Origin of the sequence: Aeromicrobium sp. MLTX1, from assembly GCF_046452335.1 — a bacterium.
Classification (GTDB): Bacteria; Actinomycetota; Actinomycetes; order Propionibacteriales; family Nocardioidaceae; genus Aeromicrobium.
The window spans coordinates 1,732,920-1,755,210 of record NZ_JBKFDN010000001.1; the positions used below are offsets into that span (position 1 = coordinate 1,732,920).

Sequence of the window (22,291 nt, forward strand, 5' to 3'; positions counted from 1 at the left end):
GGAGCAGGATGAGCGGGTACTCACGGGGCGTTCCGGCGATGGGCGACGTGCTGCGCTCGGTCCTGGTGCTGGGCGGCGTCGTGCTGGCGATCTTCCTGTTCGGCAAGCTGTTCACGCAGACGCCCGACCAGCCCACGTCCGACGTCGACTGGCGCACCGCCGCGAGCGGCGTGGAGGTGCGCGCCGGCTTCGTGCCCCTCGTGCCCACCGAGCTGCCCGAGGGCTGGCGCGCCACGCGGGCCGAGCTCATCGACGACCGCTGGCAGATGAACGTGGTCACCGACGTCAACCAGTACGTCGGCCTCACGCAGCGCACCGCGGCGGCCGACGAGCTGCCGAAGCTCGTCCGCGACCGCGCCGAGGGCAGCGAGCCCGACGGCGAGGTCGAGATCAACGGCGCCACGTGGCAGGTGTTCAAGGGACCCGACGGCGACACCACGCTCGGTCGCGCCGTGGAGACCGAGATCGTCGTGGTCACCAGCAGCGCGCAGCGCGCCGTGGTCGAGGACTACGTCGCGTCGCTGGAGCCCTTCACGTCCTGAGCGGGATCCACCCGCGCCCGCGCCCCGTCGAGCCACCGCTGGCACGCCTCGGCGAGGGCCTCGCCGCGCTCCCACAGCGCGAGCGACTCCTCGAGCGTGGTGCCGCCGGTCTCGAGGCGCTGCACGATCGAGACGAGCTCGTCGCGCGCCTGCTCGTAGGAGAGCTCGGACGGGTCGGGCAGTTCACTCATGGGGATGCTCCTGCAGGTCGGTGACGCGGACGGTGGCGAGACCGTCGGTGAGGTGGAGGACGAGGTCGTCGCCCGTGGCGATCGCGCCGACGGACGTGACCGCGCGGCCCTCGGGATCGAGGGCGACGGCGTAGCCGCGCTGCATCGTGGCCAGCGGCGACAGGGCGCGCACGCGCGCCAGGTGGTGGCCGACCTCGTCGTGGGCGCGCGCCAGTCGCGCTCGCATCGCCAGTCGAGCACGCTCGCGCTGGCCCGAGACGACCTCCTGCTGGGTGTCGACGAAGGCGGCGGGGGAGCGCAGGACGGGGCGGCTGCGCAGGGCGTCGAGGCCCGCCTGCTCGCGGTGCAGCTGGGCGGCGATGGCCTGGCGCGCGCGCTCGCGGGCGCCGGCGAGCCCGGCGAGCTCGTCGCCCACGTGGGGCACGACGCGCTTGGCCGCGTCGGTGGGCGTGGAGGCGCGCAGGTCGGCGACGAGGTCGAGCAGCGGCACGTCGGGCTCGTGGCCGATCGCGCTGACGACCGGCGTGGTGGCGCCGTGGACGGCGCGCACGAGCGCCTCGTCGGAGAACGGCAGGAGGTCCTCCATCGAGCCGCCGCCGCGGGCGATCACGATGACGTCGACGTGGGCCTCGGCGTCGAGCTCGCGCAGCGCGGCGATGACGGCCATGGCCGTCTGCGACCCCTGCATCAGCGCGTGGCGGACCTCGATCGCGGCGTCCGGCCAGCGGTCGCGCACGTTCTCGAGGACGTCGCGCTCGGCCGCCGACCCCTTGCCGGTGATGAGGCCGATCGAGGTGGGCAGCAGCGGCAGCGGACGCTTCCAGCGCGCCTCGAACAGCCCTTCGGCGGCGAGCAGCTGGCGGCGGCGCTCGAGCTGGGCCAGCAGCTCGCCCTCGCCCGTGGGACGGATCTCGAGCAGCCGCAGCGAGAGCCGGCCGTTGGGGGAGTAGAACTCGGGCTTCGCGTGCACGATCACGCGGGTGCCGTCGGTGATGGGGCTGGCGCTGGACTCGACCACCCCGCGGAACGCGGTGGCGCTGACGCTCATCGTGGCGGTGAGGTCGCGCAGGGTCAGGTAGTACGTGTTGCCGCTCAGCTTGGGCTGGACGACCTCGGCCTCGACCCACACCGCGCCGAGGCGCGCGATCCATCCCTGGAGCGCGAGCGAGACGGAGCGCAGGGGCGCGGGCTTGTCCGCGCTCGTCTCCAGGGCCATGCGCCCACCCTATGAGGCGGCGCCGACGCTGCGGTCCTCATCGCCGGGTCGGTAGGCTGGTGCCATGTCCACTCAGGTCGATCTCGGCATGCCCGGAACCTCGGGCCAGGTCCTCCTGGCCGACCCGCGCGGCTACTGCGCCGGCGTCGACCGGGCCGTCATCACCGTCGAGAAGGCGCTCGACCTCTACGGCGCCCCCGTCTACGTCCGCAAGCAGATCGTGCACAACAAGCACGTGGTCAACGACCTCGCGGCGCGCGGTGCGATCTTCGTGGAGGAGCTCGACGAGGTCCCGCACGGTGCCACCGTCGTGTTCAGCGCCCACGGCGTCTCGCCCGCGGTGCACGCCGAGGCCGCCGAGCGCAGCCTGAAGACCATCGACGCGACGTGCCCGCTGGTGACCAAGGTGCACCACGAGGCGCGCCGGTTCGCCGCCGAGGACTACCGCATCCTGCTGATCGGCCACGCCGGTCACGAGGAGGTCGAGGGCACGGCGGGCGAGGCCCCCGAGCACATCACCCTCGTGGAGCACCCCGACGACGTCGCGGCCCTGGAGTTCCCCGAGGGCACCCGGCTGAGCTGGCTGAGCCAGACCACCCTGAGCGTCGACGAGACGATGGAGACGGTGCGCCGGCTGCGCGAGAAGTTCCCGCAGCTGGAGGATCCGCCCAGCGACGACATCTGCTACGCCACCCAGAACCGCCAGGTCGCGGTCAAGGAGATCGCCAAGGACGCCGACCTCGTGATCGTCGTCGGCTCGGCGAACTCGTCCAACTCGGTGCGCCTCGTCGAGGTCGCGCTCGAGGCCGGCGCCAAGGCGTCGTACCGCATCGACGACATCAGCGAGATCGACGAGGCCTGGCTCGAGGGCGTCAGCACCGTGGGCGTCACCTCCGGCGCCTCCGTCCCCGACGACCTCGTCCAGGACGTGCTGCTCTACCTCGGCGAGCGCGGCATCGGCGACGCCAAGGCCGTCCGCACGGCCGACGAGTCGCTCATCTTCGCCCTTCCGCCCGAGCTGCGCCGCGACATCAAGGCCGCCGCGAACGCCTGACGGCCCGCTGCCCGCTGTCCGGTGATCGAGTGCGGGCGAGCGAAGCGAGACCGTGTATCGAGATCCCGCCGCCCTCAGCGGCGGGCGGGCTTCACCACCAGCGCGGTGCCGCCGCCGCGGCGCTTCGGCTCGGACGCGGCAGTGATGAGGCCGCGCCGGTCGACCTCGATCGTGGCCGCGGCCCCGATCTCGGCGGCCGACGTGAACGTGTCGCCCGAGGGCACCAGCACCTGGCCGAACGGGCGCAGCGCGTCCTCGTACTGGGCGATGAACTCGGGCTCGGCCGGCGTCGTCGCCGCGTTGCGCTGCGAGGCGCGCGGCGCCGCCACGGCCTCGGGCAGGGTCATGCCGAGGTCGATCCGGTTGATGAGGATCTGGAGCACGGTGGTGATGATCGTGGCGCCGCCGGGCGAGCCCACGACGTAGCGGACCTTCCCGTCCTTCGTGACGATCGTCGGCGACATCGACGAGCGCGGACGCTTGCCGGGCTCGATCCGGTTCGGATCGTTCGCGTCGTAGGCGGTGCTGAAGTCGGTCAGCTCGTTGTTGAGCAGGAAGCCACGGCCGGGCACGGTGATGCCCGAGCCCCCGGTCTGCTCGATCGTGAGCGTGTAGGCGACGGCGTTGCCCCACTTGTCCACGACCGACAGGTGCGTGGTCGAGATGTTCTCGGTGTCGGCCTTCTCGTCGAAGGCCGCCGTGGCGCAGCCGCTGCCGTCGAGGGCGCCGGCCGGGACCGGACGCGTGGACGCACGGTTCGGGTCGATCGTGCAGTCGCGCGAGTCGGCGAACCGCTGGCTCAGCAGCGTGCGGGTGGGGACGTCGACGAACGCGGGGTCCCCCAGGTAGGCGGCGCGATCGGCGAACGCCCGGGCCCAAGCCTCGAGGTAGAGGTGCAGGCTCTGGGCCGTGCGGGCGCCACCGCCCAGGCGGTGGTTCTCCAGGATGTTGAGCGCCTCGCCGACGGCGATGCCGCCCGACGAGGACGGCGCCATGCCGTAGACGTCGTGGCCGCGGTAGCTGACCTTCGTGGGCTTCTGGAGGCGCACCTGGTAGCCCTTGAGGTCACGCGTGGTCATCGATCCGGGCGGCACCGGAAGCGTGGTGGTCGGGCTCTTCGGTGGGTCCTGCACCGTGCGGGCGATGTCCTCGGCGAGCGCGCCACGGTAGAACGCCTCGGCGCCGCGCCGGGCGATCAGCGCGTAGGTGCGTGCGAGCTCGGGGTTGCGGAAGCGCGATCCCACGACGGGCGCGTCGCCGTTCGGCAGGAACAGCTCCGCCGTGTCGGGGAAGGCCGAGAAGCGGGTCTTGTTGTCGAGCGTCTGGTTGCGGAACGTCTGGTCGACCGTGAAGCCGCGCGCGGCGAGCCTCGTCGCGGGAGCCAGGTTGCGCGCCAGCGAGCGCTTGCCGAACAGGCGCGAGGCCTTGTCCCACGTGGCGACCGTGCCGGGCACGCCCACCGAGACACCGGAGGAGACGAGGTCGGCGAACGGGCGCGGCTGGCCGGTGGCCTCGTCGTAGAAGGTGCGGGGCGTGACCCCCGCCGGGGCGGTCTCGCGACCGTCGATCGTGGTCACGCGTCCGCTGCGGCCGTCGCGGAACATGAAGTAGCCGCCTCCGCCGACGCCCGCGCTGTAGGGCTCGGTGACGCCCAGCGCGGCCGCGGTGGCCACGGCGGCATCGGCCGCGTTGCCGCCGGACTTGAGCACGGCGAGGCCGACCTCGCTGGCGTCGCGGTCGACCGAGCTGACCGCTCCGCCGTAGCCGTAGGCGGTGGGGCTGGCGGCGACCGGTCGGTCGTGACCGCCCCCGCGTGCCTGCGCGGGAGACTGCAGGGCCATCGCGCCCGCGGCCAGGGTCAGAGCGGACAGGGCGGCGACGGAACGTCGGACGATCATGGTTTCCCCCCGGAAGAGTCGTCGTCCTGTCACGGTAGGTCGGCGATCGGCGCCCGGCAACCGGGTCGAGCTCGGCACTCCCCGACGACGAGGTCCGGCGTCGGCTAGTCTGAGGCGTCGCCTCCGCCGGGGGAGTCGCTTCGTCCGCACCACCCCCCAGAGGACCCCATGCGCCGCGACAAGGCCCTGCTCATGACCTCGGTCGTCTCCTCGATCCTGGCCGCCGGCGTGCTGCTCTACGTCCCCCTGCTGGTGGGCTCCCAGGACGACTTCTCGGCCGGCCTGATGTTCCTGACGCTGCTGGTGACGGGCCTGATGGCAGGACTCCCGGTGCTGGCCAGCGCGGTGGCGCACGGCTGGTTCGGCCTGCGCGACCGCTGGACGCCGGCCGTCGCCTCGGTCGCCGCGGTGGTGGCGAGCGTGCTGCTCATCGACGCGGGCGGGCGCACGGGAACCCTCGTCACGACGGCGATCGTGCTGGTCGTGGTGTTCGTGGGCCTGTCGCTGGCGGGCTCGTGGGTGGCGTCGAAGGCCTCGGGACCCGGCTCGGCCCCGGGGGTCAGCGGCGGACGCTGACGATCCGCGCCACGATCACGGCCAGTGCGAGCGCGTGACCGATCAGCAGGGGCACGCCGTGAGCGATCGTGGCGGTGAGGGTGCGGCCGAACAGGCCGGTGTCGGCGGGCAGGCCCTCGACGACGATCGCCTCGGGCACCTGCCACGCCAGCAGCAGCAGCGAGGCGACGAGCAGCACGGGCGGCATGACGCCGACGGTGAACAGGCCGCGCTCCTGGACCGCGGTGGCGGCGGTGAGCACGACGAGCACGAAGCCGACCGCGAAGGCCACGCCCACGCGGCCGTCGAGGAGGTCCAGCCCGATGACGGCGGCCAGGGTGAGGGCGGAGCACGCCACGGTCGCACGTGGCGTCAGGTCGTACCTGGACGCCACGGCCGGGGTCCTGGCCAGGGCCATGACGGCGCCGGCTGCCGGCGAGCTCATGCTCATGACGTTAGTTCATCGAGCAGCTCGGGCGCGGTCATGACGCGGGGTGTCGCCTCGATCACACGCGGATGGAACGGCGGCTGGTCGTCGACCTTGAGGTCGTGCAGCCGGCGGGCGCTCACGAGCAGGCGCGACTCCACCGACGCGACCGTGTCGTTGTACGACCGGACCGCCCGCTCGAGCGAGGAGCCGAGCTTGTCGACGTGCCCGGCCACAGTGCCGAGCCGCTCGTAGAGCTCGCTCGCGACGCGGTGGATCTCGCGGGCGTTGTCGGCGATCGACTCCTGCGTCCACGCCAGCGCGACGGTGCGCAGCAGGGCCACGAGCGTGGTGGGGGAGGCCAGGACGACCTGCCGCTCGGCGGCGTGCTCGAGCAGGCCGGTGTCGGCCTCGAGCGCCGCGGACAGGAAGGACTCGCCGGGTACGAACAGCACGACGAACTGCGGTGCGGCGTCGAACTGGCGCCAGTACGACTTCGCAGCGAGCTGGTCGACGTGGCCGCGCAGCTGGCGGGCGTGCCGGTCGAGGTGGGCCTCGCGCGCGTCGGCGTCGTCGGTCGCGGTGGCGTCGAGGAACGCGTCGAGCGGCACCTTCGCGTCGACGACGATGTCGCGGCCGCCGACCAGCCGGACGACCATGTCGGGGCGCAGCCGTCCGTCGTCGGTGGTGACCTGCAGGTCGAAGTCGCAGTGCTCGCTCATGCCGGCGAGCTCGGCCGTGCGGCGCAGGTGCATCTCGCCCCAGCGGCCCCGCACCTCGGGCCGGCGGAGCGCGGTGGACAGCGAGGCCGTCTCGCGGCGCAGCGCCTCGCCCGTGAGGCGCACCGACTCGACCTGCTCGCGCAGCTGGGCGTGCCACTCGATGCGGCTGGACTCGAGGTCGCGCAGGCGGGTGTCGAAGCGGTCGAGGCTCTCGCGGACCGGCGCGACGGCGCGCGAGGTGGCGGCGGTGGCGACCTCGACGTCGTGGACCGACGCGGGGCGCGCGCGGGTGCCGAGCAGGTAGCCGAGTGCGCCGGCCAGGCCGGCGACGAGCAGGAGCAGCAGCAGGACGGTCAGGCTGGGGAAGGTGGCCATGCGGCCATGGTGGCGTCGGGGTCGGACAGTTCTGGTCCGCGGCGGCGCCCGCCGGAGGTGCACGGATCCTTCGACCTCGTGGTCGCCCCAGCGACACCTTGGTACCAAGATCCGTCCGTCAGGGTGGACAGGGGGCGACGGCGGCGGAACGATCGGGACACGCACACCCAGGAGGCACCATGCCGAAGATGACCCTCGCGATCAGCACGACGCTCGAGCCGCGCGGCCCGGCGGCGGCCGTGGTCCTTACCGACGAGCAGGTCGCGTCGTTCGGCGCCGGCCGCTCGTTCCCCGTGCGGATCACGATCGGCTCGGTCATCGAGCCCGCCCGCCTGGCGCGGATGGGCGACGAGAACCTGATCGGCCTCAGCAAGGCGAAGCGCGAGGCGCTCGGCGTGGAGATCGGCGACGAGGTCGACGTGCGGATCGAGCTCGACGACGCGCCGCGCGAGGTCGACGTCCCCGACGCCCTCGCCGAGGCGCTCGAGGCGGCCGGCCTGCGGGAGGCGTTCGACGCACTGGCCTACTCGCACCGCAAGGAGCACGCCCGCTCGGTGGCCGAGGCGAAGAAGGACGACACGCGCGAGCGCCGGGTCCAGAAGGTCCTCGACGCCCTGCGCGGGTCGTGAGTGGTCAGTCGCGCGTGAGGTCGGCGACCTCGTAGCTCCAGACCTCGCTGTGCGTGGAGACGGGCTTGGGCGCCTCGCCTCCGGCGCGCTCGGACTCCGAGCGGTGGCCGTGCCCGAACGCGGGCGAGCTCAGCCACGCCTGGAACGACTCCTCGTCGCGCCAGCGGGTGACGACGAGCCACTGCTCGCGGTCGTCGGTGGGCTTGAGGAGCTCGAATCCCTCGAATCCCTCCTGCCCATCGACGGCGCCGGCGCGCTTGGCGAAGCGGTGGGCCAGCTCGTCGCCGGCCTCCTGGGGGACGGTGATGGCGTTGATCTTGATGACGGTCACGACAGCCATGCTGCCACTGCGGCCTGGTCGAGGACGACGACGGCGTCGTCGTCGTCCTGCCAGGCGATGCGGGCCGGGACGTGGGCGGCCTGCTCGGCCGAGAGGAGCGTGACGAAGGCGCCGCCGGGCGCCAGCCACTCGGCCATCGGGTCGACGACGGCGCGGAGGTGGTCGAGACCGTCGCTGCCGCCGTCGACGCTGGAGCGCGGCTCGTGGGCGCGGAAGTCGGCGTGGATGCCGTCGATCCGGGCGCTCGGCACGTGGGGGAGGTAGCCGACCGCGAGGTCGACGCGTCCGCGCAGCGCCGGCGGCAGGGCGTCCCACCACGAGCCGTGATGGGCGGCGAAGCCGAACCGGCGGCCGTTGGCGCGAGCGACCACGACCGAGGCGGGATCCAGGTCGACCGCATGGATCCGCGCGGCCGGGAGCCGGCGCGTCATGACTGCGGCGATCGCGCCGCTGCCGCAGCCGAGGTCGACGACGACCTTCGCGTCGGGTCGCAGGACGGCGGCGACCTCGGGGATCGCCTCCGCGCGTCGGCGGGGGACGAACACGCCCTCCGCCACGGCGACCGTGACGCCGCCGAACTCCGCCACGCCGACCGCCTGCTCGAGGGGCACGCCCGCGGCCCGCGCGGTCACGGCGCGCTCGACGTCGCCGGGGTCGATCAGGTGACGTCGCACGAACGCGGCCTCGCGCTCGGCGAACACGCACCCGGCAGCACGCAGCCGGGCGACGATCGGGTCGCTCTCCACGACTCGATCATCGCCCGGCCACGACATCAGGCGCCCGTCAGGGCAGCAGCCACAGTGAGCTGCAGTTCGACTTCACGGCCTTGCCCGTGAGGCGGTCGGCCAGCCAGTCGTGGGTCTGGCCGAGGCGCGTGATCGCCGGGCCGAGGTGGTTCAGCGCGGTGCCGCCGGTGCCGACCAGCTGGACGACGGGCGTGTAGGTGACGTTGACGCCCTTGTCGCACCAGTCCTTGGCCAGCTGCTTGGCCTGGGCGTGGTCGACGATGTCGTCCTTCGTGCCGGTGAGCACCTGGACGGGCACGTTCGGCTTGAGCCGGCCGATGCGCTGGGCGTCGACGGGGGCGCGCAGGGCGGCGTCGCTCTTGACGATGTCGTAGAGCGACTTGCCGGTGGTGGTCCACTTTGACGTCTTCTGGAAGCCGTACGAGAACAGCGTGCCGCCGATGCACTGCGTCTTGACCTTCTCCAGCGCCTCCTTGCCGGCGGGCGTGGCGAGCGTGTCGAGAGCGCTCTGCAGCTCGGGGAAGTACGGCGTGATGCCGTTGATCGCGTAGGCGATGACGCCGGTGAGGTCGGTGCCGTCGGCCGACTTCAGCACCTCGACCAGGTTGGCCGGGGGAGCGCCGGCGTAGGCGCCCTTGAGGTTCAGCTCGGGGGCGTAGGTGGGCGCCAGCTCGGCCGCCGAGCCCGCCGCGCCGCCGCCCTGGGAGTAGCCGTAGAGGCCGATGGGCGACGAGGTGGTGACCGAGGTGTCGGGCAGCTTCAAGGCGGCACGCGCGGCGTCGAGCAACGCCTGGCCCATGTCGAGGCGGTTCGTGTAGGTGTGGACGCGATCGGTGGTGCCCAGGCCGATGTAGTCGGTGAGCACGACGGCCATGCCGCGGTTGAGGAAGTCGTGAATGCTCGGGATCTCGTAGCCGATGCCGAACTCGTCGCCCTCGACGTTGAGGAAGGTCTCGAGGGACTTCGAGGGGGCGCACGCGTCGCCCTGGCCCTGGGTGCCGGCGGCGACCGCGACCAGCGGGCGCGGACCCGATCCGGTCCACTTCTTCGTCGGCTCGATGTAGGCGCCGCTGACGGCGGCGGGAGCGCCGGCCGCGTCGGTGGACGTGTACATGATGCGGGTGGCCTTGCCGGGCAGGTAGAGGCCGTTGAGCGTCAGCGCGAGCTTCATGGGCTCGGTGCGGATCACCGTGCCCTTGCCGGACGGGAGGTCGGCGGGCGGGTCGTAGAACGTGGGCGCGGCGTTGGCCGCCTGCGGGGCCGCGACGAGGCCGGCGAGCAGGGCGCCGGCGGCCGCGGTGACGAGGAATCGAGCGGATCGGAACACGGGGTACTCCCAAGTAATGTGACGCTGGTCACGGCAAGGTATCACGGAGTTACACCTGCGCGACATGGGGATTCTCTGGTCGTGGGCACGCGGCAGTAGGCTGGTTCCCCGTGGCCCTCACCATCGGAATCGTCGGACTTCCCAACGCCGGCAAGTCGACGCTCTTCAACGCCCTGACCAAGAACGACGTCCTCGCGGCGAACTACCCGTTCGCGACGATCGAGCCGAACGTCGGTGTCGTCGGCGTGCCCGATCCGCGGCTCGAGAAGCTGGCCCAGATCTTCGGCTCCGAGCGCATCCTGCCCGCCACCGTCGAGTTCGTGGACATCGCCGGCATCGTGCGTGGCGCGTCCGAGGGCGAGGGCATGGGCAACAAGTTCCTCTCCCACATCCGCGACTCCGACGCGATCTGCCAGGTGACCCGCGTGTTCCGCGACGAGGACGTCACGCACGTCGACGGCGACGTGAACCCCGCCAGCGACATCGAGACGATCTCGATCGAGCTCGTCCTCGCCGACCTGCAGACCGTCGAGAAGGCGCTGCCGCGTCTGGAGAAGGAGTCGCGCAAGGACAAGTCGCTCGTCTCGCAGTTCGAGGAGGCGAAGAAGGCCAAGGAGGCGCTCGAGGCCGGCACCGGCGTGCTGAACGCGGGCCTCGACCTGGCCGAACTGCGCGACCTGCACCTGCTCACCGCGAAGCGCTTCCTGTTCGTCTTCAACTGCGACAGCGACGAGCTGAACGACGAGGACCTCAAGGCCAGGATGCGCGAGATCGTCGCGCCCGCCGAGGCCGTCTTCCTCGACGCCAAGAGCGAGGCCGAGCTGGTCGAGCTGGGCGACGACGAGGAGGCCGAGCAGATGCGCGCGGAGATGCTCGCCGACCTCGGCATCGAGGAGCCGGGCCTGGACCAGCTGGCCCGAGTCGGCTTCGACACCCTCGGCTTGCAGACGTACCTGACGGCGGGCCCGAAGGAGGCGCGCGCCTGGACGATCAAGAAGGGCGCCACCGCCCCCGAGGCCGCCGGCGTCATCCACACGGACTTCCAGAAGGGCTTCATCAAGGCCGAGATCGTGTCGTTCGACGACCTGATCGCCGCCGGCTCGATGAACGACGCCAAGGCCGCCGGCAAGGTCCGCATGGAGGGCAAGGACTACGTCATGGCCGACGGCGACGTCGTGGAGTTCCGCTTCAACGTCTGAGCGCGGTGGCGGTTCGATCTTGTGACGCTGAGGCCCGTATGTGGGCCGAACCGCCTCAAGATCGAGGGCGGCGGGCGACGAGGAGGGCCGCGGTGGCGGCCATGAGGACCACGAGGGCCGCGTAGGCGTCGACGACGTGCTCGAGCCCGATCACGGGGATGAGGGCGCCGCCGACGAGGGTCGGGATGCCGAGGGCTGCGTAGCTGGCGAGGTAGAGCGCCGACAGGGTGCCGCCGCGCTCGTGGGGCGCAAGGCCCGTGCCGATCGTGCGCATCCCGCTCTGGAACGAGGCGCCGAAGCCGACGCCCGCCACCACCGACGCGCCGAAGAAGATCGCCGGGTCGACCAGGTGGACCGCCACCACGATGCCGACACAGGCCAGCGCCAGCAGGAGTGAGCCCGCGAGCATGACGCGCGGGGTGTCGCGGCGGAACGTCAGCGCGGCCGTGATCCCGCCGGTCGTGTTGACGGCGAGGATCGCCAGGCCGGCCATGACGGGCGAGTCGAGCTCCAGCAGCGACCGCATGAACGACGGGCCGATGCCGAGGTACAGGCCCGCCATGGCCCAGCTCGAGCAGACCGCGCCACTCGCCACCAGGAACTGCCACCGGGCGTGCCGCGGCAGGGCCACGGACGGGACGAGTGACCACAGTGCGCCGGGCCGTCGCGGGTGCTTGTCCTCGAGGCTCAGGGCCGCCAGCATCGCCGCGACCAGGAGCGTGCCGGCGACCAGGTAGGACACCTGGAACGGGTGCGGCAGCCACTGGATGAGGACACCGGTGAGGAGTGCGCCGAGTCCTTGGCAGAAGGGTCCGACTCCGCTGTTGACCATCGCGACGAGGTCGTGGCGACGTACGGGCGCATAGTCCAGAAGCGCCGCCCCGAGCGCCCCGAAGCCGAGTCCGGCGGCGACTCCCTGCGCGGTGCGGCCGACGATCACCGAGGCGAATCCGCTGGCCAGCGCCAGCACCACCATCGCCGCGGCGGCCGTGAGCAGCGAGAGGACGATGACGCGGCGCCGGCCGATGTGGTCGCTGAGCGAGCCGAAGGTCAGCAGCGTGACGAGCAGGCCGAGGACGTACGCCGCGAAGACGCAGCTGACTTGGAGCGGCGAGAAGCCCCAGTGCTCCGCGTACAGCGGGAACAGCGGCGACGGCATCGTCGACTGCGCCGCGAGGATCGCCAGGGCGGCCGCCGTCACGGAGAAGTGCCGGCGGTCGGGGCTGCGCCGGGGACGGCTGATGCGCGGGGGCCGCGTCGAGGTGCTCGCCGTCGCGGCCGACGGCGTCATGCGAGGTTCTCCATCGAGCGGTCAGTCTCGCAGCAGCAGCTGCCGAGCCCGGTCGCGGGCCTCCGCAACGGCCCAGGGTCGGACACGACCCGACGATTCCCGACCGGTGACGATCAGGATTGCCGGCGATCGGAGTCCGTCCCCGCGGCCTCGGCGCGCGCTGCGAGGAGGCGGAACGCGGCGGCCAGCTCGGACGGCTCCACGGCCTCGACCTCGGCGTCGAAGCGCAGGAGCGCGGCCGCGAGCGCGGGCCACGACCAGGAGCCCTCCACGACCCGGGTGCGGTCGTCCGTGATCGGTTCGACGAGGCCGTCACGGACGAACGGGCGCACCCGATCGATCGGCAGGTGCACCACCGCCTCGCCGCGGCACGGCCACTCGGTGTCCTCGGACCCGCGGAACCTGGCGGTGACGAAGGTGGCGGGGTCGCCACCGGGCAGGGTGCGCGGGACGAACCGAGGTCCGTTCGGGACACGCGGGCTGATGCGGTCGGCACGGAAGACGCGCCAGTCCTCGCGGTCGAGGTCCCAGCCGACGAGGTACCAGCGGCCGTGCCGGTGGACGAGGTGATGGGGCTCGACCCGGCGCCGAACGCCGGAGTGATCGAACCGCAGGACCTCGCGCGCATGCACGGCGGCGCCGATCGTCAGGAGGACGTCGCGGTCCACTGCCGGGCCTGATCGCGCCTCGACCACGTCGACGGGCAGCGCGTCCAGTCGATGCCGCAGCCGTGACGGCATGACCTGCCGCAGGACGGTGAGCGCCCGCAGGCCCGCCTCGCCGATGCGATCGTCGAGGCCGAGCCCGGTGGTGGTGGTGACCTGCAGCGAGAGCGCCAGCGCCAGCGCCTGGTCGTCGTCGAGGAGCAGCGGAGGCAGCTCGGCCCCGGCATCGAGACGGTAGCCGCCGGACGGACCCGTGAAGGCCTCGATCCGGTAGCCGAGCTCGCGCAGCCGGTCGACGTCGCGGCGCACCGTGCGGGTGCTGACGTCGAGACGTGACGCCAGCACCTCGCCCGTCCAGTCGCGGCGGGTCTGCAGGAGGGACAGCAGGGCGAGGAGCCGTCCCGAGGTCGTCGTCATGTCCCCGATTCTGTCGTGCGTTGCGGACAGAACCTGACCGCAATCCTCGGGAGTCTGCTTCGAGAGCGGCCACCGTGGCCGCCGGAAGTGAGGATCTCCATGTTCAACGTCCTGGGCGACATCAGCTGGATCGGCTTCTCGATCGCCGCCATCGCATCGATCGTGCTGGCGGGCGTGTGGTTCGCGGTCGTCGTGCCGCGTCCCTACGCGCTCGCCCTCGGCCGGGTGGGGGAGGAGGCGCCGCCGGCGAGCGCCGTGTCCGCGGCGGGGCCGGTCGTCTGTCAGCTGGTCACCCTGCTCGCCACCGCGGTGCTGGTCGAGGCGCTCGGCGTCACCGCCACGGGCGACGCTGTGGTCTTCGGCCTCGTCGTCGGCGTGGGCTACCTGACAGCGATGGCCTTCCAGATCGCGATCAACCCGAACGTGCCGCGGCCGGTGCTGTACGGCCTCGTGAACGCGCCGTACTTCGTGGGCACGAGCGTGCTCGCCGCGGTGCTCCTCGTCGCCGTCGGATGACGTGCACAGGGGCCGAAGGGCGGGGTCAGCTCGTGCCCTTCGGCCCTGCCGGCGCGGTCGCCGCGGCGGGACGATCGAGGTGGAGGAGGCGAGGGCCATGTGGACGATCCGGACCATGGGCGGCATCGCCCTCCTGCTCGCCGGCAGCACGTGGCTGTGGCTGACGCCGGGGTTCGCGGGGCGCGACGTCGCGACCTCCGGAGCGCTGTGGTGGACCACACGGCTGCTCTGCTTCGTGACGATCGCGGGATTCTGCGTGGCGACCTACGGGCTGTTCGCACGGCACCCCTGGTGGGAGACGGCGGCGCTGGCGTCGTCGGCCATCGGGCTCGTCGCTCTCGTCACCTACGCCGTGGCGGCCGCACGCGGTGGTGAGCCCACCGGCACCTGGCTGTGGAACGTCTTCGTCCACGTGCTGATGCTCGCCGGGATCGCCGTCCTGCTGCTCGTCCCGGCGCTGGAGCGCTGGGTGGACTCCCACGTGATGAGCCCCTAGGAGGAGGAGATCCCATGAGCTGGCTGTTCGGTGCGTTCCTCGTCGCCCACGGTCTGGTGCACGCCGCCATCTGGCTGGCGCCGGCGTCGGACGAGGTGCCCTTCGACGTGCGGCACTCGTGGCTGCTGGGCGAGCTCGGCTCGTCGTCCACCGTCGTGGCCCTCGTGACGGCAGCGGTGTTCGTCGTCGCGGGCGTCGCGTTCCTCGCGGGTGCACCCTGGTGGCCCGGCGTGCTGCTGGCCGCGTCGGTGATCTCGCTCGCGCTCCTGGTCGTGACCTTCACCCCGTGGTGGCTGCTCGGCGTCGGCATCGACGTGGTGCTCGCGGCCGTGGCGCTGCGGGAGCTGTGGTCCTGACGCTCAGCGCTGGTCCGGCAGCGTCCCGAAGCTGTTGCGGTACCGCGACGACCGAAGGAGCACGCGAAGCATCGAGTCCGGGACCGCGTCACCCGCCGCGGACGATGGATGAGGGTGGGACGGCTGCGATCCTGACTTCCACGAGGCGCGCGCCTCAGTCGTGACAGCGGGGGGGGGGACATGGCCGTAGTCGTCGTGATGGGGCTGGGCTACGTCGGGATGCCGCTGGCGCTGACGATGGCCAAGGCCGGTCACCACGTCACCGGCGTCGACATCGACGCGGAGCGTGTGGGCACGGTCCTTGCCGGCATCTCGCCGGTCGACGGCGTCCGGGACGAGGACGTCCAGGACGCCCTCGCCGCGTCGTTCACCGCCACCACGCAGCCCGATGCGCTCGCGAACTGCGAGGTCGTCCTGATCTGCGTCCCGACCGGTCTCGGCCGGGACGGGCTCCCGGACCTGAACGCCGTGGAGGGCGCGGCCCGCGCCGTGGGCGAGTGGATCACCGCGGGGACCTTGGTGGTCCTGGTCAGCACGAGCTGGCCCGGGACGACCCGGGAGGTGATCCTCCCTGCGGTCGTCGGTCGGGGGCTCACAGTGGGCGAGGACGTCTGGGTCGCTGTCTCGCCCGAGCGAGGGTCGCCCGGTGAGCCGACGCTCGCGATCGCCCGAACGCCCCGCGTCGTCGGTGGCATCACTCCTTCGTGCGCAGGGCGCGCCTCGGCCTTCCTGGAGACCTTCTCGGACCGCGTCGTCGTGGCGGCCGGCGCGGCCGAGGCCGAGATGAGCAAGCTGCTCGAGAACACGTTCCGGCTGGTCAATGTCGCTCTCGTCAACGAGCTGCTGCCCGCCTGCCACGATCTCGGGATCGACCTGTGGGACGCCGTCGACTGCGCGTCCTCGAAGCCCCGCGGGTTCATGGAGTTCCGGCCGGGCCCGGGTGCCGGCGGTCACTGCATCCCCGTCGACCCGGTCTACCTGTCCGAACACGTGCGGGGGACTCTGGGCGTTCCCCTGCGCATGGTCGAGACCGCGCTCGAGGCGAACCGCCAGGCCCCGCAGTACGTCGCGCGTCGCGCGCGGGACGCCCTCGCGGGCGAGGGCCGGCCGGTGGACGGCGCTCGCGTCCTCCTGCTCGGAGCGTCCTACAAGCCCGGGGTGGGGGACACGCGATGCAGTGCCGCGGAACCGGTCGCGCGGACCCTCGGGGCCTGGGGCGCCTGCGTGTCCTTCCATGACCCCCACGTTCACGACTGGCGTCCCGATGTCGACGCCCCGGCTCCCGCACGCGTGGACGACCCTTACGGGGCGGCCCGCGAGGCGGACCTGACGATCCTGCTGCAGGACCATCGTGAATACGACCTGGAGCGTCTCCGCGTCGCTGCGGGACTCCTGCTGGACACCCGCGGGGCGCTGCGGGGCAGACCCGGCGTCGACGTCATCTGACGTCGGACCTGCGTGGTCACGTGCCCGTCGCCGGGGTGACGCCGGTGACCTCCACGGTGCTGCGCGTGCCCCACTGGTTGCGCCAGCAGGTGGCCATCCCGTACCACCGGACCACCGAGAGCACCGTGTACGACCACGTCACCGAGACGGGAACGAGCAGCGCGTACCCCGCCAGGCGCTGGCCCGGCGGGAGGTTGCTCGTCTGCACGCAGAAGTACCGGAGTCCTTGGATGTAGCCCATGAGCACCGGGATCAGCAGCATCCAGGGAAAGAGGGCACCGCGCGTCTGGGGGTTGGCGATCAGTGCCACCAGCAGGAGCGGCGCCAGGACGATCCGTGCCCACAGCAGCACCTGGAACCAGAACGCCACCGCCGTCATCGGGAGGTACCGGACGCGCCACACCGAGCGGATTGCCGAGCCGCGCATCCACCGCAGCTGCTGTCGGAGGTGATGGTGGACGCGCTCGGGCACCAGCGTGAAGCAGAAGGCCGTGGACTGCTGCACCGTGCGGCCGCCGACGAGCGCGTAGAGCGTCAGCTGGGAGTCGTCGGAGTACCTCACCGGGCGGCCGAGGAACGTCTCGTTGAGGTAGCTCTCGAGATTCTCGCGCACCACGTCGGCGCGGTACAGCGCGAATCCACCGGAGTTGATGATCACCGAGCCCAAGGAGGACAGTGCGGACCGCTCGGAGCACTGCCACGTGGTCCACGTGAGATCGAGCATCCGGGTCAGCAGGTTCGTCCGCGCGTTCGCCGCGACGAGAATTCCGGCGACCGCGTGCACGTCCTCGTCCTTGAGCGGCTTGAGCGCCTCCTCGATCGCGCGGCGGTCGCACACGCTGTCGGAGTCGACCGTCACGAAGACGTCTGCCTCGGGGCAGAAGGTGATGGCCGCAGCCTGTGCGTGGCGCTTCCCGGCGTTGTCCTGTTTGATCCACCGGTGCTCGATGCCCATTCGTTCGGCGAGGATCTCGAATCGCCGCCGCGCCTCGGCGTAGTCGACGCTCGACCCGTCGTCGACGACGCAGATCGTCTGGGGTGGACGGCTCTGGTGCAGCAGTCCGGCCAGACACGCCTCCAGGGCGACGGGGTCCTCGTTGTAGGCGGGAACGAGCACGGCGACCGACATCGCGTCGAGCCGCGACTGCTCCTCGGAGGTCGTCCGGGCCGGCCGATCCAGAGACGCCAGGACGAGCTGCAGGGTCAGCAGCGCGAACAGGCCCGCGAAGATCGGCCAGTAGGTGGCGCTGTCGGACTCGATCCAGCCGGTGGCATGGGCGAGGTGCTGGAGCAGCCGAACCAGCAGCGCCGTGAGGATGAGCGCGGTCAGCAACGGGAGGAGCCGCCCCGACCGGATCGCCCTCAGCTCATGCTGAGCCGACATCCTTGCCGCGTCGCCAGCTGTAACGCACCAGGAGGACCCCCATCAGCACGAGAACGGCGGCCACGGCGAGCAGGCGCGTCGAGTCGAAGAGGAGTCCCGCCGCCGGCAACGTGGCACCGGTCGCCGACAAGCTCTGATATCCGTTCATCTCCGTGACCTCCGGCCCCGATCGCGAGTCGTCGGCCGGGCTTGGACGGCGCCGCGGCAGCTCGCGTTGCCACCATCATGCGCCCGGGACTCGGCGGTGACAAGGGAGACGTGGGGGACACGACGGCACCGGAGATGACCGGGCGACCTTCACCGAACGGGCCGAACCTCGCGGGATGCCGAGGTCTTCGGCCCTGCGCGTGACCTTCACCCCGTGGTGGCTGGTCGGCGTCGGCATCGACGTCGTGCAGGCGGCCGTGGCGCTGCGGGAGCTGTGGACCTGACGCTCAGCTCTGGCTCGGCAGGGTGCCGAAGCTGTTGCGGTAGCGCGTCCCTTCCTTCGGGCGCGTGAACCGCAGCCCGCTCCACGTGGCGTCGACCGACAGGCACGTGCTCTCCACGAGGCCGCAGTCGTAGCCGATCTCGATGACCTTCGGGAGGGTCAGGTCGGAGCCCAGGCCACGCCCCTTCGGCCACGAGAGCCAGAGCTTGCCCTGCGGTGCGACGTGCGGCACGAGGCGGGGGAACTCGGCCCGCATCTGGTCCTGCGTGACGACGAAGAGGTGGAGGTAGTCGATCTCGCCTCGCAGCGGCACCATGCGGAGGTCGGGGAGCCCCATGGACTCCGGGACGCCGTCGGGCGCGTGCACGAAGTGCGCGGTCCAGTCGGGCCGCACGCCCATCTTCTCGGCGACGCTCCGGGTGCCCACGAGCTCAGTTCTCTTCCCGGACGGGCTGTCGCGCGGGCCGACCGGTCACGACGACGGCCACGGCGAAGGGGATCAGGACGACGCACCCGGCCGCGCTCGCGTGCGCGAGCGCCTCGTGGACCGGATAGAGCTCGTTCGGGACGGGGTCGCCGGACATCGGAAAGTCATGGGCGTTGGCCCACACGACGTACTGCGCGAGCCACAGCAGCCAGGTGACGAGGGCGATGACCTCCGTGGTCCTCCGGAGTCGACGGCTCGGTCTGAGCAGCCCCGCCAGGGCGGCGATGGTCGGGGCGATGAGGGCTGCGAGCCCCCAGCCCAGGATGATCCACCACTCCGCAAGGCTCTCCATGGCTAGGACCGTACGAGCTGTCGCGCGGGTCGACCGGTCGCCACGACGGCCACGGCGAGGGGGATCAGGACTGCGCACGCGGCCGCGCTCGCGTGTGTGAGTGCATCGTGGACCGGGAAGAGCTCGTTGGGCACGGTCTCGCCGGGGATCGGCATGTCGAAGGCCTTGGTCCAGACCACGAACTGCGCGAGCCACAGCAGGAAGGTGACGAGCCCGACCGCGACCGTGGCGCTCCGGAGCCTGCGGCTGGGCTTCAGGGCGAGCGCCAGCGTGATCGCCCCCGGGGCGATGAGGGCTGCGAGCGCCCAGCCCAGGATGATCCACCACTCCGCAAGGCTCTCCATGGCGCAAGGCTAGAGCCGGTCGCCGACGCGCGGGGGTGTTTCCGACGGTGTCCGGTGGCATGCTGCGAGCCATGGAGTCCCGTCACGTGAGCCGCGTCATCGCCGCTTCGCCCCAGGAGGTCTACGACTTCGCCGCCGACCCCGCGCACCTGCCGCGCTGGGCCGCGGGTCTCGCGCAGGCCGAGGACATCGAGGTGCAGGGCGACGTCCTGCGGGTGCAGTCGCCGATGGGCGAGGTGTCGGTGCGCTTCGTCCCGCGCAACGACTTGGGCGTGCTCGACCACGACGTCACGCTGCCGAACGGCGACGTCGTCACCAACCCGTTCCGCGTGTTCGCGCACCCGGAGGGCGCCGAGATCCTCATGACCGTGCGGCAGCTCGACTTGTCCGACGAGGACTTCGAGCGCGACTGCCGCCAGGTGGAGGCGGACCTCGCCACGCTGGCCGGCCAGCTCGAGGGCTGACTCAGGGCGAGACGGCGCGCGCCTCGGCCGGGTGCCCGGGCTCGAGGTCGTCCGCGTCCGAGACGCGCAGCGGCGTGAAGGGCCCACCGCTGTGCGCCGAGAGCACGCGCATGGTCAGGCAGACATGGTCGCCGCCGTCGTCGAGCACCGCGATCCGCTCGAGCAGCAGCCGGTTCGGGCAGTCGCGCAGCAGCGGCGTCCCGTGCGTGTCGGTGTCGACGTCGAGGCCGGCGAACTTGTCGGTCTCGGCGCTGCACGTGGTGCCGAACCGCTCGGCGAGGCCGTGGTCCCGGTCGGTCAGGAAGTGCACGGCGAAGTGCGTGGCTCGCAGGCCCGTGCGGTACGTGTGGTTCGCCTTCGACAGCCAGACGCTGTAGTGCCCGCTGTCGATGCTCGACTGGGAGTGGAAGCCGACGAGGCAGCCCGCGCGCTCGTCCTCCGCCGCGGTCGTCACCACCACGAGGGGCGGATCGACGGACGTCATCAGGGACTCGAAGGTCTCGTCGCTCACGCCAGCACCCTACGTCCGTCGGCCGTGCTCCGCAGGGGACGAATGATGAGGCGTTCGGGTACCCGAGCGGGGCGAAGGGCCTCATCGTTCGTCCCCTACGGTGGACGGGTGTCCGAGCTGCTGATCGCGCGCCTCGTGCTGTTCGTCGTCATGGCGGGCGCGGGGGTCCTGCTGATCTGGATGGCGCGCGCCGCGGCATCGGGCCGCCTGCGTCGCAACGCGCTCGCGGGCATCCGCACGCCCAGCACGATGGCCAGCGACGAGGCCTGGCTCGCCGCCCACCAGCGCGCCGAGCGCCCCACGCAGGCCGCCGGTGCCGCATCGCTCCTGGTCGCCGTCGTGATGCTCACGCCGGTCTCCGAGACCGCCATGTTCGTCGCCGTCATGCTCGGCGCCGCCGCCATGCTCGTCCTGGTCATTCACGGCGCCGTCGTCGGTGGACGGGCCGCCCGCGCCCTCGACGACTGAGGTCACACGTCGGCGAGGTCCGTCCCCTCCGGCGCCCAGTTGCCGTGGAAGCCCGCGGGCACCCGCCCCGGCAGGTGCACCGTCGCGACGTCCTCGAGCGTCGCCGCGTCGAGCAGCCGCAGCTGGCTCCGGCCCTCGGCGCGGTCGTGGACGTAGCCCATCAGCACGCCGTCGTCCTCGGCCGTGCCGTCGGGGTCGGGCACGAAGCAGAACTCGCTCGCCTCCATCCCGGCGCCCAGCCGGCGCGCGTCGGTGGAGCCGGTGTCGAGGTCGTGGCGCAGGACCGTGTCGCCCGGGACGCCGTCCTCGAAGCCCACCGCCCAGCCGTAGCGGTGCCGACGCCCCGTCAGGCGCTCGTCGTGCCGCGGGAACTCCTGCGAGCGCTGGTCGATGCCGCTCTCCTGGGCGCGTCCCGTCCGGAGGTCGAGCGTGAACCGCGTCAGGACCGCCGGGCCCTCGTCGGGACCGTTCAGCACGGTCGCGAACATCCGCGGGTGCCGGATCACGTCCACGACCACGGTGTCGCCGTCGTCGTAGGCGTTGTGGGTGTGGAAGACGTAGCAGGGCGCGATCTCGAACCAGCGGACTGAACCGCCGTCGCCGTCGCGCGGCATGATCCCGATCCGCGCCGGGTAGTCAGGATTCCAGCGGTAGGGGAGCGAGGGCTCGTCGCTCCCGCCGCGCGCGATGCGGGCGATCACGGGCTCCGGCAGCGGATTGCGCCCGATCACGCGGTTGAGGACGCCGCGGACGAGCGGCCTCATGAGGCGCGGCACGTCGGCGGTGGCCATCGAGATGTCGAACGTGACGGGCAGGTCGAGGATCACGACGTGCCGCTCGGTGAGGGCGAAGTCGTGCATCATCGGGCTGCCGTGCACCTCGATGTCGACGCTGCGCCGGATCCGGCCGTCGTTGCCGAGCACCGAGTAGGCCACGCGGTTGCCGCGCATCCAGCTGTAGGACAGGGCGTGCAGCTCTCCGGTGTCGGGGTCGCGGTGCGGGTGCGCCGCGTAGCCGGGTCGACCGGGCAGGCTCGGCAGGGTGCCGCCGAAGTCGCACGGTCCGACCGTGTCGAGGTCGTGGGTCAGCTCGTAGGGCGGCGCGCCCGCCTCGACGAGGGCGAGGGTGCGGCCGTGGTGCTCCAGCACGTTGGTGTTGGCGGCGAAGTCGAGCTCGCCGGGGGTGCCGCGCTGCGGCTCGCCGAGGGCGTCCGCGACGTCGGCCGAGCGCACCCAGCGGTTCCGGTACCACTCGGCGTGCCCGTCGCGGATCCGCACGCCGTGCACCATGCCCTCGCCGAGGAACCAGTGGTGCTGGTCGCCCGGGTCGTCGAGCGGGTTGGGGCCGATGCGCAGGTAGCGGCCGTCGAGGTGGTCGGGCAGTCGCCCGGTGACGGCCAGGTCGGTCGCCGTGAGCTCTTCGCGGACCAGCGCGAAGTTGTCGCGCAGGTACCGGTTCGTCGAGCTGGTGATGGGGTCGATGGTGTGGGTCATGGCGTCTCCT

Annotated in this window: 28 protein-coding genes; 11 read left to right on the forward strand and 17 right to left on the reverse strand. The window is 72.1% G+C overall.

Features of this window, described 5'->3' with window-relative positions; genetic code table 11:
- Positions 1-8 precede the first annotated feature (8 nt).
- Complete coding sequence (locus ACK99Q_RS08305) at positions 9-542, forward strand: DUF4245 domain-containing protein (protein WP_410185666.1); 534 nt, start codon at positions 9-11, stop codon at positions 540-542.
- Here the strand turns inward: ACK99Q_RS08305 and ACK99Q_RS08310 are convergent.
- Together ACK99Q_RS08310 and xseA are read right to left on the reverse strand one after the other, a co-directional pair.
- The gene (locus ACK99Q_RS08310) at positions 509-733 is read right to left on the reverse strand and encodes an exodeoxyribonuclease VII small subunit (RefSeq protein ID WP_179423283.1); all 225 of its coding nucleotides are present in this window, start codon (positions 731-733) and stop codon (positions 509-511) included. The genes ACK99Q_RS08305 and ACK99Q_RS08310 overlap by 34 nt on opposite strands.
- On the reverse strand, positions 726-1,949 hold the full coding sequence (xseA, locus tag ACK99Q_RS08315; RefSeq protein ID WP_410185667.1) for an exodeoxyribonuclease VII large subunit: 1,224 nt from the start codon (positions 1,947-1,949) through the stop codon (positions 726-728). Before xseA ends, ACK99Q_RS08310 begins: the two co-directional genes overlap by 8 nt.
- A 64-nt stretch (positions 1,950-2,013) precedes the next feature.
- On the opposite strand from xseA, the gene ACK99Q_RS08320 reads away from it, so the two are divergent.
- Complete coding sequence (locus ACK99Q_RS08320; protein WP_410185668.1) at positions 2,014-3,003, forward strand: 4-hydroxy-3-methylbut-2-enyl diphosphate reductase; 990 nt, start codon at positions 2,014-2,016, stop codon at positions 3,001-3,003.
- Positions 3,004-3,077: 74 nt separating this feature from the next.
- On the opposite strand, the gene ggt is transcribed toward ACK99Q_RS08320, so the two are convergent.
- Positions 3,078-4,901 (reverse strand): gamma-glutamyltransferase, encoded by a 1,824-nt coding sequence (gene ggt / locus ACK99Q_RS08325; RefSeq protein ID WP_410185669.1) that lies wholly within the window; start codon positions 4,899-4,901, stop codon positions 3,078-3,080.
- A gap of 168 nt (positions 4,902-5,069) precedes the next feature.
- Here ggt and ACK99Q_RS08330 point away from each other — a divergent pair, with 168 nt between their 5' ends.
- Complete coding sequence (locus ACK99Q_RS08330; protein ID WP_410185670.1) at positions 5,070-5,477, forward strand: hypothetical protein; 408 nt, start codon at positions 5,070-5,072, stop codon at positions 5,475-5,477.
- On the opposite strand, the gene ACK99Q_RS08335 is transcribed toward ACK99Q_RS08330, so the two are convergent.
- Positions 5,461-5,901: a DUF6542 domain-containing protein gene (locus tag ACK99Q_RS08335; protein ID WP_410185671.1), complete on the reverse strand. Its 441-nt coding sequence runs from the start codon at positions 5,899-5,901 to the stop codon at positions 5,461-5,463. The two genes, ACK99Q_RS08330 and ACK99Q_RS08335, sit on opposite strands and share 17 nt — an antisense overlap.
- 2 nt (positions 5,902-5,903) lie before the next feature.
- Positions 5,904-6,980, reverse strand: coding sequence for a DNA recombination protein RmuC (locus ACK99Q_RS08340; RefSeq protein WP_410185672.1), 1,077 nt, complete (start codon positions 6,978-6,980; stop codon positions 5,904-5,906).
- Between the two features lie 179 nt (positions 6,981-7,159).
- Between ACK99Q_RS08340 and ACK99Q_RS08345 the strand changes: the two genes are divergently transcribed.
- Positions 7,160-7,609, forward strand: a complete 450-nt coding sequence (locus ACK99Q_RS08345) for a YdeI/OmpD-associated family protein (protein WP_410185673.1) — start codon at positions 7,160-7,162, stop codon at positions 7,607-7,609.
- A 4-nt stretch (positions 7,610-7,613) separates the two neighbouring features.
- On the opposite strand, the gene ACK99Q_RS08350 is transcribed toward ACK99Q_RS08345, so the two are convergent.
- The 3 genes from ACK99Q_RS08350 to ACK99Q_RS08360 are packed head-to-tail and all read right to left on the reverse strand — an operon-like array spanning position 7,614 to position 10,022.
- Positions 7,614-7,940, reverse strand: coding sequence for an antibiotic biosynthesis monooxygenase family protein (locus ACK99Q_RS08350; RefSeq protein WP_410185674.1), 327 nt, complete (start codon positions 7,938-7,940; stop codon positions 7,614-7,616).
- On the reverse strand, positions 7,937-8,695 hold the full coding sequence (locus tag ACK99Q_RS08355; RefSeq protein WP_410185675.1) for a methyltransferase domain-containing protein: 759 nt from the start codon (positions 8,693-8,695) through the stop codon (positions 7,937-7,939). Before ACK99Q_RS08355 ends, ACK99Q_RS08350 begins: the two co-directional genes overlap by 4 nt.
- A 37-nt stretch (positions 8,696-8,732) precedes the next feature.
- Positions 8,733-10,022: a lipase family protein gene (locus ACK99Q_RS08360; protein WP_410185676.1), complete on the reverse strand. Its 1,290-nt coding sequence runs from the start codon at positions 10,020-10,022 to the stop codon at positions 8,733-8,735.
- A 110-nt stretch (positions 10,023-10,132) separates the two neighbouring features.
- Here ACK99Q_RS08360 and ychF point away from each other — a divergent pair, with 110 nt between their 5' ends.
- Complete coding sequence (gene ychF / locus ACK99Q_RS08365; protein ID WP_410185677.1) at positions 10,133-11,221, forward strand: redox-regulated ATPase YchF; 1,089 nt, start codon at positions 10,133-10,135, stop codon at positions 11,219-11,221.
- A gap of 55 nt (positions 11,222-11,276) precedes the next feature.
- Here the strand turns inward: ychF and ACK99Q_RS08370 are convergent, their stop codons facing one another.
- Positions 11,277-12,512: an MFS transporter gene (locus ACK99Q_RS08370; protein WP_410185678.1), complete on the reverse strand. Its 1,236-nt coding sequence runs from the start codon at positions 12,510-12,512 to the stop codon at positions 11,277-11,279.
- A gap of 113 nt (positions 12,513-12,625) precedes the next feature.
- A complete protein-coding gene (locus ACK99Q_RS08375) occupies positions 12,626-13,594 on the reverse strand; it encodes a helix-turn-helix transcriptional regulator (RefSeq protein ID WP_410185679.1) in 969 nt (322 codons plus the stop codon).
- A gap of 99 nt (positions 13,595-13,693) precedes the next feature.
- Here ACK99Q_RS08375 and ACK99Q_RS08380 point away from each other — a divergent pair, with 99 nt between their 5' ends.
- The 4 genes from ACK99Q_RS08380 to ACK99Q_RS08395 all read left to right on the forward strand — a co-directional run bounded on the left by ACK99Q_RS08380 (position 13,694) and on the right by ACK99Q_RS08395 (position 16,408).
- On the forward strand, positions 13,694-14,110 hold the full coding sequence (locus tag ACK99Q_RS08380; protein WP_410185680.1) for a DUF1761 family protein: 417 nt from the start codon (positions 13,694-13,696) through the stop codon (positions 14,108-14,110).
- A gap of 97 nt (positions 14,111-14,207) precedes the next feature.
- Entirely contained in the window at positions 14,208-14,606 is a 399-nt protein-coding gene (locus ACK99Q_RS08385; protein WP_410185681.1) for a hypothetical protein, read from the forward strand.
- A gap of 14 nt (positions 14,607-14,620) precedes the next feature.
- Positions 14,621-14,962, forward strand: coding sequence for a hypothetical protein (locus ACK99Q_RS08390; RefSeq protein WP_410185682.1), 342 nt, complete (start codon positions 14,621-14,623; stop codon positions 14,960-14,962).
- Positions 14,963-15,142: 180 nt separating this feature from the next.
- The gene (locus ACK99Q_RS08395; RefSeq protein WP_410185683.1) at positions 15,143-16,408 is read left to right on the forward strand and encodes a nucleotide sugar dehydrogenase; all 1,266 of its coding nucleotides are present in this window, start codon (positions 15,143-15,145) and stop codon (positions 16,406-16,408) included.
- A 16-nt stretch (positions 16,409-16,424) separates the two neighbouring features.
- Here ACK99Q_RS08395 and ACK99Q_RS08400 read toward each other — a convergent pair whose 3' ends face one another.
- From ACK99Q_RS08400 to ACK99Q_RS08420, 5 genes are all read right to left on the reverse strand, one after another.
- A complete protein-coding gene (locus ACK99Q_RS08400; RefSeq protein WP_410185684.1) occupies positions 16,425-17,792 on the reverse strand; it encodes a glycosyltransferase family 2 protein in 1,368 nt (455 codons plus the stop codon).
- Complete coding sequence (locus tag ACK99Q_RS08405) at positions 17,776-17,940, reverse strand: hypothetical protein (protein ID WP_410185685.1); 165 nt, start codon at positions 17,938-17,940, stop codon at positions 17,776-17,778. The genes ACK99Q_RS08400 and ACK99Q_RS08405 overlap by 17 nt, the downstream gene beginning before the upstream one ends.
- 286 nt (positions 17,941-18,226) lie before the next feature.
- Positions 18,227-18,649 (reverse strand): hypothetical protein, encoded by a 423-nt coding sequence (locus ACK99Q_RS08410; protein ID WP_410185686.1) that lies wholly within the window; start codon positions 18,647-18,649, stop codon positions 18,227-18,229.
- A 4-nt stretch (positions 18,650-18,653) separates the two neighbouring features.
- On the reverse strand, positions 18,654-19,001 hold the full coding sequence (locus ACK99Q_RS08415; RefSeq protein WP_410185687.1) for a hypothetical protein: 348 nt from the start codon (positions 18,999-19,001) through the stop codon (positions 18,654-18,656).
- A 2-nt stretch (positions 19,002-19,003) separates the two neighbouring features.
- Complete coding sequence (locus ACK99Q_RS08420) at positions 19,004-19,345, reverse strand: hypothetical protein (protein WP_410185688.1); 342 nt, start codon at positions 19,343-19,345, stop codon at positions 19,004-19,006.
- A gap of 71 nt (positions 19,346-19,416) precedes the next feature.
- Here ACK99Q_RS08420 and ACK99Q_RS08425 point away from each other — a divergent pair, with 71 nt between their 5' ends.
- Complete coding sequence (locus ACK99Q_RS08425) at positions 19,417-19,809, forward strand: SRPBCC family protein (protein ID WP_410185689.1); 393 nt, start codon at positions 19,417-19,419, stop codon at positions 19,807-19,809.
- A 1-nt stretch (position 19,810) separates the two neighbouring features.
- Here the strand turns inward: ACK99Q_RS08425 and ACK99Q_RS08430 are convergent, their stop codons facing one another.
- Positions 19,811-20,320, reverse strand: a complete 510-nt coding sequence (locus ACK99Q_RS08430; RefSeq protein ID WP_410185690.1) for a flavin reductase family protein — start codon at positions 20,318-20,320, stop codon at positions 19,811-19,813.
- 108 nt (positions 20,321-20,428) lie between these two features.
- Between ACK99Q_RS08430 and ACK99Q_RS08435 the strand changes: the two genes are divergently transcribed.
- The gene (locus ACK99Q_RS08435) at positions 20,429-20,788 is read left to right on the forward strand and encodes an SdpI family protein (protein WP_410185691.1); all 360 of its coding nucleotides are present in this window, start codon (positions 20,429-20,431) and stop codon (positions 20,786-20,788) included.
- Positions 20,789-20,790: 2 nt separating this feature from the next.
- Here the strand turns inward: ACK99Q_RS08435 and ACK99Q_RS08440 are convergent, their stop codons facing one another.
- Positions 20,791-22,281, reverse strand: a complete 1,491-nt coding sequence (locus ACK99Q_RS08440; RefSeq protein ID WP_410185692.1) for a carotenoid oxygenase family protein — start codon at positions 22,279-22,281, stop codon at positions 20,791-20,793.
- Positions 22,282-22,291: the final 10 nt, after the last annotated feature.